The 13,825-nt window shown below is 65.9% G+C and carries 12 protein-coding genes; 2 read left to right on the top strand and 10 right to left on the bottom strand.

The genetic code is table 11. The annotated features are described in order from the left end of the window. Nucleotides 1–10 precede the first annotated feature (10 nt). The 8 genes from ACOOE1_RS16215 to ACOOE1_RS16180 form a co-directional block, all read right to left on the bottom strand. Nucleotides 11–1,339, bottom strand: a complete 1,329-nt coding sequence (locus ACOOE1_RS16215) for a glucose-6-phosphate isomerase (RefSeq protein ID WP_420403242.1) — start codon at nucleotides 1,337–1,339, stop codon at nucleotides 11–13. 85 nt (nucleotides 1,340–1,424) lie between these two features. Beyond that, nucleotides 1,425–2,777, bottom strand: coding sequence for a M16 family metallopeptidase (locus tag ACOOE1_RS16210; protein WP_420403241.1), 1,353 nt, complete (start codon nucleotides 2,775–2,777; stop codon nucleotides 1,425–1,427). A 10-nt stretch (nucleotides 2,778–2,787) separates the two neighbouring features. Further along, nucleotides 2,788–4,143: a M16 family metallopeptidase gene (locus tag ACOOE1_RS16205; protein WP_420403240.1), complete on the bottom strand. Its 1,356-nt coding sequence runs from the start codon at nucleotides 4,141–4,143 to the stop codon at nucleotides 2,788–2,790. Between the two features lie 111 nt (nucleotides 4,144–4,254). Further along, nucleotides 4,255–4,848, bottom strand: coding sequence for a DUF3035 domain-containing protein (locus ACOOE1_RS16200; protein ID WP_420403239.1), 594 nt, complete (start codon nucleotides 4,846–4,848; stop codon nucleotides 4,255–4,257). Nucleotides 4,849–4,880: 32 nt separating this feature from the next. Then, nucleotides 4,881–5,399 (bottom strand): signal peptidase II, encoded by a 519-nt coding sequence (lspA, locus tag ACOOE1_RS16195; RefSeq protein WP_420403238.1) that lies wholly within the window; start codon nucleotides 5,397–5,399, stop codon nucleotides 4,881–4,883. Between the two features lie 4 nt (nucleotides 5,400–5,403). After that, the gene (gene ileS / locus ACOOE1_RS16190) at nucleotides 5,404–8,211 is read right to left on the bottom strand and encodes an isoleucine--tRNA ligase (protein WP_420403237.1); all 2,808 of its coding nucleotides are present in this window, start codon (nucleotides 8,209–8,211) and stop codon (nucleotides 5,404–5,406) included. A gap of 39 nt (nucleotides 8,212–8,250) precedes the next feature. Then, the gene (locus ACOOE1_RS16185) at nucleotides 8,251–9,183 is read right to left on the bottom strand and encodes a bifunctional riboflavin kinase/FAD synthetase (RefSeq protein ID WP_420403236.1); all 933 of its coding nucleotides are present in this window, start codon (nucleotides 9,181–9,183) and stop codon (nucleotides 8,251–8,253) included. A 12-nt stretch (nucleotides 9,184–9,195) separates the two neighbouring features. Next, entirely contained in the window at nucleotides 9,196–9,651 is a 456-nt protein-coding gene (locus ACOOE1_RS16180) for a MaoC family dehydratase (RefSeq protein WP_420403235.1), read from the bottom strand. A 134-nt stretch (nucleotides 9,652–9,785) separates the two neighbouring features. On the opposite strand from ACOOE1_RS16180, the gene ACOOE1_RS16175 reads away from it, so the two are divergent. Beyond that, nucleotides 9,786–10,559, top strand: coding sequence for a 2-keto-4-pentenoate hydratase (locus ACOOE1_RS16175; RefSeq protein WP_420403234.1), 774 nt, complete (start codon nucleotides 9,786–9,788; stop codon nucleotides 10,557–10,559). A 9-nt stretch (nucleotides 10,560–10,568) separates the two neighbouring features. Here ACOOE1_RS16175 and ACOOE1_RS16170 read toward each other — a convergent pair whose 3' ends face one another. Together ACOOE1_RS16170 and ACOOE1_RS16165 are read right to left on the bottom strand one after the other, a co-directional pair. After that, nucleotides 10,569–11,123, bottom strand: coding sequence for a hypothetical protein (locus tag ACOOE1_RS16170; RefSeq protein WP_420403233.1), 555 nt, complete (start codon nucleotides 11,121–11,123; stop codon nucleotides 10,569–10,571). 62 nt (nucleotides 11,124–11,185) lie between these two features. Further along, entirely contained in the window at nucleotides 11,186–12,598 is a 1,413-nt protein-coding gene (locus ACOOE1_RS16165) for an amidase (RefSeq protein WP_420403232.1), read from the bottom strand. Nucleotides 12,599–12,804: 206 nt separating this feature from the next. Here ACOOE1_RS16165 and ACOOE1_RS16160 point away from each other — a divergent pair, with 206 nt between their 5' ends. Further along, on the top strand, nucleotides 12,805–13,815 hold the full coding sequence (locus ACOOE1_RS16160; protein ID WP_420403231.1) for an Ldh family oxidoreductase: 1,011 nt from the start codon (nucleotides 12,805–12,807) through the stop codon (nucleotides 13,813–13,815). Nucleotides 13,816–13,825 lie beyond the last annotated feature (10 nt).

The raw sequence follows: 13,825 nt of genomic DNA, 5'->3' as shown, positions 1-13,825 counted from the left end.
GCGACCGCGCTCACCCGCCCATCTCCGCAAGATAGCGCCGCGCCAGCACCTTGCCCTGCTCCACCGCCGGCTGGTCGAAGGCATCGACGCCGAAGAGATCGGCGGCGATCATGGTCTCGAGGAAGAAATGCATCATCAGGGCGCCGACGCTCTCCTCGTCCACCTTCGCTGTGCGGATGATCCGGGTCGGGCGCCCGTTGGCGATCAGGGTCTCAGCCGTCGCCCGTTGTTCCGCGTCGAGCAGATCGCCCATGGTCCGGCCCTCGAGATACGTGAGCTCTGTCCCCATCAGCTCGGTCGCACTGCCGTTCACCCGGCCGCCGGTATTGGCGACGTCGCTCTGTACGATGGTGACGAGTTTGTCGCGCGGCCCGTCGAGGAAGAGCTGCAGGGCGCTGTGCTGATCGACGGCGCCAAGCGCGCCGATCGGCGTGGTGCCGTTGCCGGCCTTGCCGAGACTCTCGGCCCAGAGCTGCGTGTACCAGTCGCCGATCCGGTCGAGCCGGTCGCTGTAGGGCATCAGCACGCTCTGGGTCACGCCGCGCTCGCGCAAGAGGCCGACATTGATCATCGCGCCGACCGCGGGCGCACTTTCCTCCGGCCGGTTCGCATCGAGCGCAGCCGCAGTCACGGCCGCCGCCCCGCGCCGGATCGCGCGCGCGTCGAGACCGACGATCATCGCCGGAAGAAGCCCGTTCAGGGTGAGGCCGGAATAACGCCCGCCGATTTGCGGATCGTGATCGAGGCACGGGCAGCCGACCTTCTCCGCGAACTGGCGGAGCGGGCGGGCGCCCGGCTCTGTCACGGCGATGAAGTGCCGCGCCGGATCGAGTCCGGCCTCGACGAAGGCGTCGTGCAGCAGGAGCGTCTGGCAGAGCGTTTCCGCCGTCCCGCCGGATTTCGAAATCGCGATCACCGCGGTCCGCGCGAAATCCACCCTCTGGTAGATCGCCGTGAAGGTCGCCGGATCGATATTGTCGAGGAAGTGCAGCCGCGGCGCATTTGGCGAAAAGGCCTCCCCCTTCTCTGCCAGCCGGCAGATCGTCGCCCCGCCGAGGCTGGAGCCGCCGATGCCGAGGATCAGAACGTCGGCCGCGCGCCGGCGGATATCGTCGGCAAGCGATTCGGCGAGTTCGAGATCGTCGGTACGCGACGGCAGGGACAGCAGCGGCAATTCGCCGTTTTCCCGCTTCCGGCGCAACCCTTCGAGCGACACCGCGGCCGGCTCCGCGAGCGCGGCGAAAGCGGCGCCGGGCAGGCCGCCCGGCCCGAGCTTGCTCTCGAATGTCGCGGAAAAATCATGCCGGAGTGGCCCGGCCGTCAGATGAAACGCTTTCATGGGGAGCGAATCTAGCAGATGCGCTGCGGGCGAACCACCTTCGGAACGGCGCTCTTCCGGATCCGCTCGCGGTTCTCCGGCGCCCTCAGGAGCGCGGCTCCGGGACCGGGGCCGTGGCTTTCAGATCCTTCGGCTGCCCGACCACGACGAAGGTCAGTTCGTCCGCGTGGAACAGACGTTTCGCAACCCGCCTGAGGTCCTCCATCGTGACCGAATCGATCCGTTCCGGGCGATCCTCCAGATAGTCGAGCGGCCGGTTGTTCCGCTGCAGCGAGACCAGCATCCCGGCGATCGGCGCCGAGCTGGTGAGCTGCATCGGGAAGGAGCCGTTGATGTACGTCTTCGCGTCCCGCATCTCCTGCTCGGTCGGTCCGTTCTCCGCCATCTCGGCCCAGAGCTCCCGGACCAGCCGGATAGTCTCGGCGACCTTGTCGTTGCGGGTAGAGACCCCTCCCATGACCATCTGCGCGCCGTCGAGCGGCAGGCTGTAGGCGTAGATGCCGTAGGTGAGGCCGCGTTTCTCGCGGATCTCCTCCGTCAGGCGGGAGCCGAAGCCACCGGCCATGATCTCCATGAGGATGGCGGCCGCGAAGCGGTCCGGATCGTCGCGCGGGATCCCCCGATGGCCGAACACGACGACGGATTGCGGCACCGCCTGTTCGACCACGAAGGTCTCTCCGGCGGCGCTGAGTTCAGCGGCCTCCGGCGGCGTGGGTGCCGGTGTGTCCGGCAGGGGACCGAAGGTCCGGTCGAGCAGCAGGCCGAGCCGCTCCGGGTCGATATCGCCCACCACGCCGATTTCCATCTGGTCGCGGGTCAGGACCCTGCCTGCGAAGGCCTTCAAGTCGGCGGTGGAGATGCGGGCGATGCTGTCCGCGGTGCCGCCATCGGGCCGGCCGTAGGGATGGTCAGGAAAGGCCGCGCGCCACCAGGTACGGCTGGCAATGGTCTGCGGACGCGTCGCGCTGCGCTTCAGGGAGGAGACGATCTGCGCCCGAATGCGCTCGACGGGCTCCGGGTCGAAGCGCGGCTCGGTCATGGCGAGGCGCAGCAATTCGAAAGCCGTCTCCGAATGCTCCGTCAGGGTCTGCAGCCGGGCGCCGAAGCCGTCCCGACCGGCATTGAAACCAAGGCTGATGACGCGGTGCTCGAGCTGCCGCCGGAAAGCCTCGCTGTCATAGGGGCCCGCGCCCTCGTCGAGCAGTGCCGCGACCATGTCCGCGAGACCCTCCTTGCCGTCCGGGTCCGCCGCCGCGCCGCCCTTGAAAGAGGCGGAGAGCGTGATGATCGGGTTCTTGTGATCCTCGACCAGCCAGGCCTCGATCCCGCCCGGGCTGACCACGCGCTGGATCTCGATCGCCTCGGCGCCGCCCCAGCGGCCGAGGACGAGAAGGGTGCCGAGTGCGAGAACGGCGGCACGGTAGAATGTTCGTGTCATGAGGGTTTCCTCAGCTCGCCGGTTTCGGACGCAGGACGCTGGTGACATGGCCCGGCTTCGTAAGTACCGCGCGCGCCGCCTCCATCACCTGCTCGGCCGTGACCGCGCCGACTTCCTCCGGCCAGCTCTCGATCTCGTCAATCGTCCGGCCGATCGCCAGCGCCCGGCCGACGGCATGGGCCGGCGCGGTGACGCTGTCGCGGGCATAGACCGCGCTCGCCTTCATGCTTTTCACCGCACGTGCGACTTCCGCCGGGTCGACACCGTCGCGCAGGATTGCCTGCAGTTCGGCCTCGACTGCCTTTTCCAGATCCTCGACGGTGTGGCTTTCGGCGGGCACGCCGTAGAATCCGAAGGTGGAGGGGCCGATCTCGCCGCCGCCGCTGAAGGCGCCGACGGAGAGCGCGATCTTCTGCTCGATCACCAGTTTCTTGTAGAGCCGACTGGTCGCGCCGCCGCCGATCACCTCGGCCAGCACGGAAAGCGGCATCACGTGGCGGCTGTCGCCCCAGAACCGGCTCGGTGCCAGCCAACGCCGCGTCCAGCTCTCCTGCGCGGCGAGCGGATGCACGAGCTCCACCCGCCGGGCGGAGATCTGTTCCGGTTCCTGCGGCCGCACCCGCTCCGGAACCGGGCGGGACGGGATCGCGCCGTAGTATTTCTCCGCCAGCGGTTTCAGCCGCTCCATCGTGATGTCGCCGGCGACAACGAGAATGGCGTTATTCGGGGCATACCATTTGCGGTAGAAGGCAAGCGCGTTCTCCCGGGTCAGCGCCTCGATCTCGTGCGCCCAGCCGATCAGCGGACGGCGGTAGGGGTAGTTCAGATAGAGCGCCGCGTTCGTGCGTTCGCCCAGCAGCGCGGCCGGGCTGTTGTCGACCCGCGAGCGCCGCTCCTCCAGCACCACCTGCCGCTCCGCCGCGACTTCGTCCGGGTCCAGCGTGAGGTTGGTCATACGGTCGGCTTCCATCTCCATCACCAGCGGCAGCTTGTCCGAGGCGATGGTCTGGAAATAGGCCGTATAGTCGTATCCGGTGAAGGCGTTGCCCTGACCGCCGTTGCGCGAGACGGTGCGGGAGAATTCGCCGGACGGCACCTTCTCGGTGCCCTTGAAGAGCAGATGCTCGAGAAAATGCGCGAGTCCGGTTTCGCCCGGCGCCTCGTCGGCGCCGCCGACTTTGTACCAGACCATATGCGTGACCACGGGAACCCGCTGGTCGGTGATGGCGACCACCTGCATGCCGTTCGGCAGGGTGAAGCTCTCGGGTTCGTAAACCTTTGCCCCGGCAGTTCCTCCGGAGACCAGGATGCATAGGAACGCGGCAAGGAGGAGGTGTGCGCCTCTTCCGGATGCCAGAAGTCTCACGGGATCGTCTCCTGGGTTACTGCGCCGGCGATGCGGCTATCGATCCTTCGAGATATGGAAAGGTTTGCGGCAGGAACAAGGCCGCACCCGCGGCCCATCCCGGAAAACGATCTAGTCGAACAGGCCCTTGCGCTTGCGCTCGATGACCGGGGTTTCGCCGGCGGTCGGCGCATTGCCCAATGCCGCGTTCTCCTGCAGGCGCTTCTTCTCCGCCTCGGCATCGACGACGACGCCTTTCGGGGCCGGGTCGCGCCAGAACAGGAGATTGTCGATCAGGTATTCCTCTTCGTAGACGAAGCTCTTGGTCTCCTGATTGACGATATTCCGGATGCCGGGTTCGGCCTCTGCGGTGCGCAGCAGCTGGCGCATTTTCGACTCGCCCGGCGTCTCGCGCGAGACGGGAGCGCTCGGAGCGGACGCGGGCACGGTGCCCGCGGTGCCGGAAACCGTGCTCTGGTTTCCGCCGCCCAAGACAAGACGTTCGGCGGATTTGGTCACGTCGCGCTCCTGCGGGCGCGGCTCGCCCGGGGTCGGCGGGCGAAGGGCGAAATTCGGCGGCAGACTGAGTGGCGGACGCGCCACGACCGCGAATTCGTCGGGAGACTGCTTCTTGTTGCCGATCGCCGCCTGGATATCGCTGCAGGCCTGCAGGCCGAGCGTACCGACGCAAAGGGTGAGTCCCAGGACCCTGCCGAGGCTCAACATGCCAATTTTACTCCGGTCTCTCGCTTTCCGCGTCACTCGCCGTTCCCCTTCGAGATATGGGGATCGGTTCCCCGCGAGTCACCCTGAAAGCTGTCGAACAACAAAAACACCACGCCGATGGATATCGCACTATCGGCAATATTGAAAGCCGGCCAGTGATACCCGGCCACATGCCAGTCGATGAAATCCACCACGGCGTGGAAGCGGATCCGGTCGATCACGTTGCCGATCGCGCCGCCGATGATCAGCCCGAGCGAGATGCGGAGCAGCGGGCTTGTCGCCTTAGACAGCCAGACCGCGAGACCAACCACAACCGCCATGGCGAAGGCCGAGAGGTAATAGGGCGTCATCGGATCGTCGCTCGCCATCAGACCGAAGCTGACGCCGCGATTCCAGACCGCGACCAGGTTGAAGAACGGCGTCACCTCGACCACCCGTCCGTCCCGGAACAGGGTCGAAAGCGCCCACTGCTTGGTTGCCTGGTCGGCAAGTACGACCAGCAGGGCCAGAAGGCCGCCGAGCGCGAGGCTGCGTCTTGCGGTGTCCGCCACCAGTCTATTCGGCGGCGGTTTCGAGGGAACCGACCGCGTCTGCGCAGCGCCTGCAGACCGGCGGATCCGTCACTTCCGGCAGCACTTTCCAGCAGCGCTCGCACTTGCCGCCCTCGGCCAGGGCCGGGACCACACCGACACCGTCGACATCTTCGAGGCGGAAGGCCTCCGCCGGTGCCTCGCCGACCGTCAGTTCGGCGCCGGAAGTGATGAAGAGTTCGGCCGCGTCGAGCCCTTCGAACGCCTTCAGGGCGGCCTCGGTCACATAGACCTTCGGCGCCGCCTGCAGGGAGGAGCCGATCCGCTTCTGGTTGCGTTCGATCTCCAACGCTCCGGTGACGACCCGGCGGACAGTGCGGATCTCGGCCCAGCGCGCCGCCACGGCGTCGTTTCGCCACTCGGCCGGGGTCTCCGGGAAGGTGCGCAGATGCACCGACTCTTCCGGACCGGTGCCGCGGGTCATCCAGGCTTCTTCCGCTGTGAAGCAGAGAACCGGCGCGAGCCAGGCGGTGAGCCGGCTGAAGATCTCGTCCAGTACGGTCCGCGCAGCCCGGCGGCGGACCGAATCCGGCCGGTCGCAATAGAAGCTGTCCTTGCGGATATCGAAATAGAAGGCCGAAAGATCGACGGCGCAGAAATTGTGCAGCTGGGTGAACAGCGTGTGAAAATCGAACGCATCGACCCGGTCGCGGATCATCGCGTCCAGCTCCCAGAGCCGGTGCAGCACCCAGCGCTCCAGTTCCGGCATCTCGGCGACCGGCAGGCGCTCTGCCTCGGTGAAGCCGTCGAGATTGCCGAGCAGGTAGCGCAGCGTGTTGCGCAGGCGGCGATACTGGTCGGCCTGGTGCTTCAGGATCTCCTTGCCGATGCGCAGATCCTCGGAATAGTCCGAGTTCACCACCCAGAGGCGCAGGATGTCGGCGCCGCTCTGGTCGATGACGTCCTGCGGCGCGGTCACGTTGCCGAGCGACTTGGACATCTTGCGACCGTTCTCGTCGAGCACGAAGCCGTGCGTCAGCACCGCGTCGTAGGGCGCCCGGCCGCGGGTGCCGCAGCTTTCCAGCAACGAGGAATGGAACCAGCCGCGATGCTGGTCCGAGCCCTCGAGATAGAGGTCTGCCGGCCATTTCAGTTCCGGACGCGCCTCAAGCACGAAGGAGTGGGTCGAGCCGCTCTCGAACCAGACCTCGACGATGTCCCTGTTCTGCTCGTAATCGTCGGCGTTGTAGTCGTTGCCGAGGAAGCGGGACGGCTCGCTGGAAAACCAGGCGTCTGAGCCTTCCTGCTCGAAGATGTCCGCGATCCGGTCGATGACCTTCTGGTCGCGCAGCATCTCGCCCGTCTTCTTCTCGACAAAGACCGGGATCGGCACGCCCCAGGCGCGCTGGCGGCTGATGCACCAGTCCGGCCGCTGCTCGATCATCGAGCGCAGACGGGTCTGTCCCGCCTGTGGGACGAAGCGGGTCTCGTCGATCGCCTTGAGCGCGTTCAGCCGAAGCTCGTTCGTCTCCATCGAGATGAACCATTGCGGCGTGTTGCGGAAGATCAGCGGCGCCTTGGAGCGCCAGGAATGCGGATAGGAGTGGGTGATGCTGCCTCGCGCCAGGAGACCGCCCGCATCGCGGATGATGGCGGAGATCTTCAGGTTGTCTTCCAGCACGTGCATCCCGGCGAACACCGGGACATGGTCGTAGAACACCCCGTCGTCGCCGACCGTCTGCGGGATCTCGAGGCCGTGCGCACTGCCGAGCACGAAATCGTCGGCGCCATGGCCCGGGGCGATATGCACGAAGCCGGTGCCCGCCTCGGTGGTGACGAAGTCGCCGAGCAGCAGCGGCACGTCGTAATCGTAGCCCTGGCCGCGCAGCGGATGGGCGAGGATCGAGCCGGCGATCTCGGCACCGGTGACCCGGGCGAGTTCCGTGACGGCCTCTATCTTACCGGCCTGTTTGACGGACTCGAGCAGATCGGCGGCGACGACGAGCTTTTCGCCGACCGTGGCAAGGCTGTTCTCGGCGACCTCGGCCACCTCGATCACGACATATTCGAACTCCTCGCCGCCCGCGACCGCACGGTTGCCCGCCATTGTCCAGGGGGTGGTGGTCCAGATCACGACGGAGGCACCCTCGATCGCCGGATGCTTCGGCTCCATCACCTTGAAGCGGACATGGATCGTGGTCGACTTGTGGTCGTGATACTCGACCTCGGCATCGGCCAGCGCGGTCTTCTCGACCACCGACCACATGACCGGTTTGGCGCCCTTGTAGAGGCCGCCATTCATCACGAACTTTCCGATCTCGCGGGCGATCTGCGCTTCCGCGGGGAAGGTCATGGTCAGATAGGGATCTTCCCAGTTGCCGCCGACCCCGAGGCGCTTGAACTCCTCGGTCTGCACCTCGACCCATTTCTGCGCGAACTCACGGCACTCGCGGCGGAACTCGACGACCGGCACATTGTCCTTGTCGAGCCCCTTCTCGCGGTACTGCTCCTCGATCTTCCACTCGATCGGCAGGCCGTGGCAGTCCCAGCCAGGCACATAGTTCGCATCCTTGCCGAGCATCTGCTGCGAGCGGTTGATGACGTCCTTCAACACCTTGTTGAGGGCATGCCCCATATGCAGATTGCCGTTCGCGTAGGGCGGGCCGTCATGGAGGATGAACTTCTCGGCGCCGGCGCGGCTCTCGCGCAGCTTCTTCTGCAGTCCGATCTTTTCCCAGTGCGCCAGAATCTCGGGCTCGCGGGTCGGCAGGTTGCCGCGCATCGGGAAATCGGTCTTGGGCAGAAAGACGGTCGTCTTGTAGTCCACGCTCATCGGTTTTCTCTCTGGGCGGGCCGCTCCGGCCCGCGCCTCTTATCCGGACAGTTTCTCCCGCGCGACCTCGGCGTCGCGCGCGATTTGCGCCTTCAGTTCGTCGAGGCCGCTAAATTTCATTTCCGGGCGGATAAAGTCAATGAATTGCACGCGGAGTTTCCGCCCGTAGAGGTCCGGCGACACGTCGAACAGATTGACCTCCAGCAAGGGCCCCCGGTCATTGACCGTCGGACGGCGCCCGAAATTCGCCACACCGTTCCACCATGCGCCGCCCTGAACGTCCCGTGCGCGCACCGCATAGACGCCGTGTGCCGGATGAAGAATGTCATCGAGCTGAAGGTTGGCGGTCGGGAAACCGATCGTGCGGCCACGCTGGTCGCCCCGGACCACTTCCGCCTCGACTTCCCAGGGGCGGCCGAGGAGTGACGCGGCGCCGCGCGGATCGCCTTCCTTCAGACACTGTCGAACCCTGCTCGAGGAATAAACCGCGCCATCCTCTTCCGTCACCGCGTCGATCACCGAGACGCCGAACCCGAGCCGGATGCCGAATTCCTGAAGCATTTCGGGCGTGCCCCGGCGGCGGTGGCCGAAGAAGAAATCGTGGCCGATGATAACGTGCCGGAGCCCGAGGCCGCGATGCAGCACGTCGGTGATGAAATCTTCCGCCGAGAGATGCGAGAAGGCTTCGTCGAAGCCGAGCTCGAACAGGATGTTGACGCCAAGCGCGGCGATCGCCTCGGCCCGCGAGGCCGCGCTCGTCAGCCGGAAGGCCTGCGCATCGGGCTGGAAAAGCATGCGCGGATGGGGCTCGAAGGTGAGCACGGCGGCCGGAACGCCGGCGAGATGCGCCGCGCGTTGCGCCTGGCCGATTACGGCCCTGTGGCCGAGATGCACCCCGTCGAAATTTCCGACCGCGGCAATCGCGCCGCGATCGTCCGAGGTGACGTCCCCGAGACTCCGAATTATCCGCATGTTCCAGCCATCCTAGTGCGGACGGCTGGGTACCATGATCAGTGCGTCGCCGTCGATGACCAACTGCTCGTTCACGTAGCAGCGCGTCGCGAACAGGACCCGGCTCTTTTCTTCCTGGATCTCCAGCACCTCGATCACCGCCTTGACTTCCTCGCTATAGCGGACCGGGGCGACGAACTTGAGATTCTGCTTCAGGTAGACGCTGCCCTGCCCCGGCATGACGGTTCCGAACAGGGTCGAAAAGAACCCCGCGGAGAGCATGCCGTGAACGATGCGCTCGCGGAATATCGTCCCGCGCGCATATTCCTCGTCGAAATGGATCGGATTGCGGTCGCCGGACACGCTGGCGAATTCCTCGACCATCGGCGCGGTCACCTCGCGGCTGAACTCGGCGCGCATCCCGGGAGCAAGATCCTCGAGATAATAGCGGCCGATCTTCTCCGGTGCGTGGGACACGACCGGTGACATCATGGCTCCGTCTGGGGACATCCTGGCTCCGTCAGGTCATTGTGCGGCGCAACAAAGGAAAATATAGCCGTGGAGCCGGAAGCGCTCAACTGGTTAGATGGAAAAACCACCGCTCTTCACGAGGAAACGCACAAATGAAAGACACGGCGCGTCTGGCAGAAATGGTTCTCGCGGCCAGACTTGACGGAAAGATGCCCGCCCCGACCCGGGAATGGTACGGCAATACCGATATCGACGACGCCTACCAGGTTCAGGAAAAGGTCCTGAAGGAGATGCTGCGCCGGCGCGGTGGAAAGATCATCGGGCGCAAGGTCGGCTGCACCAACCAGGCGGCACGGGATCTGCTCGGCCTCGACGGACCGTTCCACGGCGCGCTGCTCTCCGTGACCGCGACCGAAAGTCCGGCCCGCATCGCCAAGGACGACTATCCCTTCATCATCCTCGAGCCGGAATTCGCTCTCAGGATCGGCTCCCCGTTGCGCCCGGGCGGAGGGACACACACGGCGGAAAGCGTCGCAGACGCCGTCGATGCGATCGTCCCCGCGGTCGAGATCGTCTCGTCCTGCCACGACGAGTGGACCGATGCAGGTCCGGCCCTGCTGATCGCCGATAACGGATCTTCCTATGGCTGGGTACGGGGCGAACCCGTTACTGACTGGGACCTGGAGATGCTGACGAACGTCACGGTATCGCTCATTGTCGGCGCGCATCGCGTTGCATCGGGAAATGCCGCCAACGTGGATGGCGGCCCGCTCGGCGTCCTCGCCTGGGTGGCAAACCGGCTCCCGCTCGAGCCCGGCGACTATGTCAGCACCGGTACGGCGACCAGCGTCCATTTCGCCGAGCGCGGAGACACCGTCGTCGCGCATTTCGGACCGCTCGGTCAGGTCGAGATCGAAATCTCCTGAGGCGCGGTGTCAGGCCTCAAGGCCGGGAAGGAGTTGCTCCGGCGGGAAGGACAACGCCACGCCCTGCACGCTGCAGGAAAGAATGACATTCGCTTCCCCGCCGTGCCCGGGACAGGGCAGTTTGACTACGGTCCATTCCGAAGCGCGACCGTAACTCGTGACCGTGCCGGCATTCGTTCCGATCGCGGGCAGGGAGAGGATATCCCGGTAGAAGGGGATAATCTTGGGCTCCGCGATCGCCGGAGAGCGACTGAGCGGCTGCCCCGTCTCGTCGATCCCCAGCCGATCGACGAGTTCGGTTCCCCAGAGGCGGCAGCGCATGTCGAACGGGGACTCCGATGTCTGCTCGTCGACATGGATCCAGCCGTGCCAGCCCCGAAAATCATAGAAATCCAGCGCTGACCAGGAAGGCGGTTCCGCGCCCTGCCACTTGTCCCGCCAGATTTCGACGAACGGGCCAAGCGGACCGAACCTCTCGCTCGGCGCATCGAGAGGGTGCAGGCAGAACCGCCGGCCCGCTTCAGGTTGCGGGCTGAGGAACGGTCTCCAGGGCTTGGCGTTCAAGACGGCTCCGATCTGAATGAACAGGTCCTAATGTTAGCCCCCGCCGGTAAACGAAACCGTAATCAGACAGGGTCGATCGGAACCGCGGCCGCATGCCCGATCTCGGCCTCGAGCAGGGCGGCGGCGGAGAGCAGAGCCGCCTCCCCGCGCGGTCCCGCGACGACCTGAAGTCCGACCGGCAGGCCTTCGGCAGTGAAGCCCGCCGGCATGGACAGCGCGGGGAAGGTCGTCAGGGTGATCGCGTAGGCCATGGTCAGCCATTCGACATAATTGTCGAAGGTATGGCCGTCGCAGACCTCGACATAGCGCTGTTCGACCGGATAGGGGCCGACGCAGGTCGCGGGCGAGAGCAGCAGGTCGTAGGTCTCGAAGAAATCGACTGCGCGCTGGATATAGGCGCCGCGGGCGAGTTGGACACGAGTGAAGTCCTCAAGGCTGTAGTCGAGGGCCTTCTCGATGTTCCAGACCACTTCCGGCTTCATCTTGTCGCGGTGCTCTTCCAGCAGCTTGCGCTTGGTCATGTAGAACCCCTCGGCGCGCAGCGCCTGGAAGATCTCCTGCACGTCGTGGAAATCCGGATGCGCCTCCTCGACCTTGACGCCCAGCGCTTCGAACCTGAGAGCGGCGGTCTCGCAGATCCTGGCGACTTCGGGATCGACCGGCGTACAGCCGAGATCTCGCGAGAAGGCGACCCGCTTCGGCAGCCGCTGGGCCCTGACGGCATCGGCGAAGCTCTCCGCCGGACGCGCCAGCGAGATCGGGTCGCGCGGATGTTCGCCGGACATGGCATCGAGCATCAGCGCCACGTCGGCGACGTTGCGGGCCATCGGCCCCGCGACCGGAAGATTGGCGAACGGCGTCCCGGTCGGCCCGCGCGCCACCCGGCCCGGGCTCGGACGCAGACCGACGATGGAACAGAAGCTCGCCGGATTGCGCAGCGAGCCGCCGGTATCGGAGCCCTGGGCGAGCCAGGCGGTGCCCGACGCGAGCGCCGCCGCCGAGCCGCCGGAGGAACCCGCGACACTGCGCTTCTGGTTCCAGGGATTGAGTGTGGTGCCGAGCACCTCGTTGAAGGTGTTGCCCCCGGCGCCGAATTCGGGCGTGTTCGCCTTGGCGTAGACCACCCCGCCATTCTTCTCCAGGGTCTCGACGACAATGTCCGACTTGTCCGGGATATGATCGGCGAAAATCGGCGAGCCGAAGGTGGTGCGCACCCCCTTCACCTCTTCCAGGTCCTTGATTGCAACGGGAATGCCGAGAAGTTCCCCGCGATCCGCGACAGGTTTTTCCATCAGCGCTTTCGCATGGTCGCGCGCCCGCTCGAAGCACAGTGTCGGCAACGCGTTGATCCTGGGTTCGACCGCGGCAACCCGGTCCTCCAGCGCGTCGAGAAGATCCAGTGGGGTGACCTCGCCACTTGCCAAGAGATTGCGGATATCGGTCGCGGTTTTCCTGATCAGAGACGTATCGGTCATGGGGCACTCCGGGCGCGTCGCACACTTGTCACTCAAACGGTGGGAGGGGCAGCTTATAGCAATGTGCCCGCCCTGCAATTGTACGCGACGTGGATGGTCTCGTGCCTGCGCGGAGAGGGCGGCCGCGTTGACACCGCCTGCCGGCCCGTCGCAAGGTCTGACCTTCCCCCGGACCCCCGGGAACCGAGCCCTCCGGAGACCCAGACATGCGGATACCCCTCGCGGCGCTGCAGGATACAATCGCGGCCGCCTTCGTGAACAGCAAGGTCGCCCCCGACATGGCGGAAATCGTCGCGCGCGCGCTGGTAAGAGCCGAAGCGGACGGCATTTCCTCGCACGGCGTGGCCCGCGTTCCGCCCTATGCCGAGCAGGCGAAATGCGGCAAGGTCGACGGCTTCGCGCAACCGACCGCGCACCGTCCGCGTCCCGGCGTGATCAATGTCGACAGCCATATCGGCTTCGCCTTCCCCGCCATAGCACTCGGACTTGCGGAGGGAACGAAGGCGGCGAGGGAGAACGGCGTGGCGGCCGTCGGCATTGCCCATTCGCATCATTTCGGCGTTGCCGGACACCATGTCGAGGACGCGGCGGACAAAGGCCTCGTTGCCCTGGCTTTCTCCAACACGCCTTCGGCGATCGCGCCCTGGGGCGGCAAGAAGGCACTCTACGGAACCAACCCGATCGCCTTCGCCTGGCCACGCCCCGGCATGGCCCCCATGGTGATCGACCTGTCCGTCTCCACGGTCGCTCGCGGCAAGGTCATGCTCGCCGCCAAGGCAGGGAAACCCATTCCGGACGATTGGGCGCTCGATGCCGACGGCAATGCAACGACCGACGCCAAAGCCGCCCTGGCCGGATCGATGGCCCCGCTCGGCGGCACCAGCGCCGGCGCCAAGGGAGCGGCCCTCGCCCTGATGGTCGAACTGCTCTGCGGCGCCGTGACCGGCTCCAATTTCGGCTACGAGGGCACCTCCTTCTTCGAACCGACCGGTGCCCCGCCATCGATCGGTCACATGATCCTGCTGTTCGACCCGGCGGCTTTCGGCGGTGCGGAGAGCTTCGCGCTGCGCGGCGAGGAAATGTTCGCGGAGATCATCGCCCAGGAAGGCGCGCGCCTGCCCGGCGATCGACGCTTGGTGCTGCGCGAGACAGCGGCACGGGACGGGGTCGAGATTCCCGACGCACTTTATGACGACATCAAGGCCCGCGGGGCCTGAACCCGGCGAG

It is taken from the genome of Nisaea sp. (assembly GCF_965216895.1).
In the GTDB taxonomy this organism is placed as follows: domain Bacteria; phylum Pseudomonadota; class Alphaproteobacteria; order Thalassobaculales; family Thalassobaculaceae; genus Nisaea.
This window is presented reverse-complemented; position numbering and strand designations above follow the sequence as displayed.

Excerpts from the sequence above, each read along its gene's own strand:
- ACOOE1_RS16215 (WP_420403242.1), bottom strand. The coding sequence starts at position 1,339 with ATGAAAGCGTTTCATCTGACGGCCGGGCCACTCCGGCATGATTTTTCC.
- ACOOE1_RS16210 (WP_420403241.1), bottom strand. The coding sequence starts at position 2,777 with ATGACACGAACATTCTACCGTGCCGCCGTTCTCGCACTCGGCACCCTT.
- ACOOE1_RS16200 (WP_420403239.1), bottom strand. The coding sequence starts at position 4,848 with ATGTTGAGCCTCGGCAGGGTCCTGGGACTCACCCTTTGCGTCGGTACG.
- ileS (WP_420403237.1), bottom strand. The coding sequence starts at position 8,211 with ATGAGCGTGGACTACAAGACGACCGTCTTTCTGCCCAAGACCGATTTC.
- ACOOE1_RS16185 (WP_420403236.1), bottom strand. The coding sequence starts at position 9,183 with ATGCGGATAATTCGGAGTCTCGGGGACGTCACCTCGGACGATCGCGGC.
- ACOOE1_RS16180 (WP_420403235.1), bottom strand. The coding sequence starts at position 9,651 with ATGTCACCGGTCGTGTCCCACGCACCGGAGAAGATCGGCCGCTATTAT.
- ACOOE1_RS16175 (WP_420403234.1), top strand. The coding sequence starts at position 9,786 with ATGAAAGACACGGCGCGTCTGGCAGAAATGGTTCTCGCGGCCAGACTT.
- ACOOE1_RS16165 (WP_420403232.1), bottom strand. The coding sequence starts at position 12,598 with ATGACCGATACGTCTCTGATCAGGAAAACCGCGACCGATATCCGCAAT.
- ACOOE1_RS16160 (WP_420403231.1), top strand. The coding sequence starts at position 12,805 with ATGCGGATACCCCTCGCGGCGCTGCAGGATACAATCGCGGCCGCCTTC.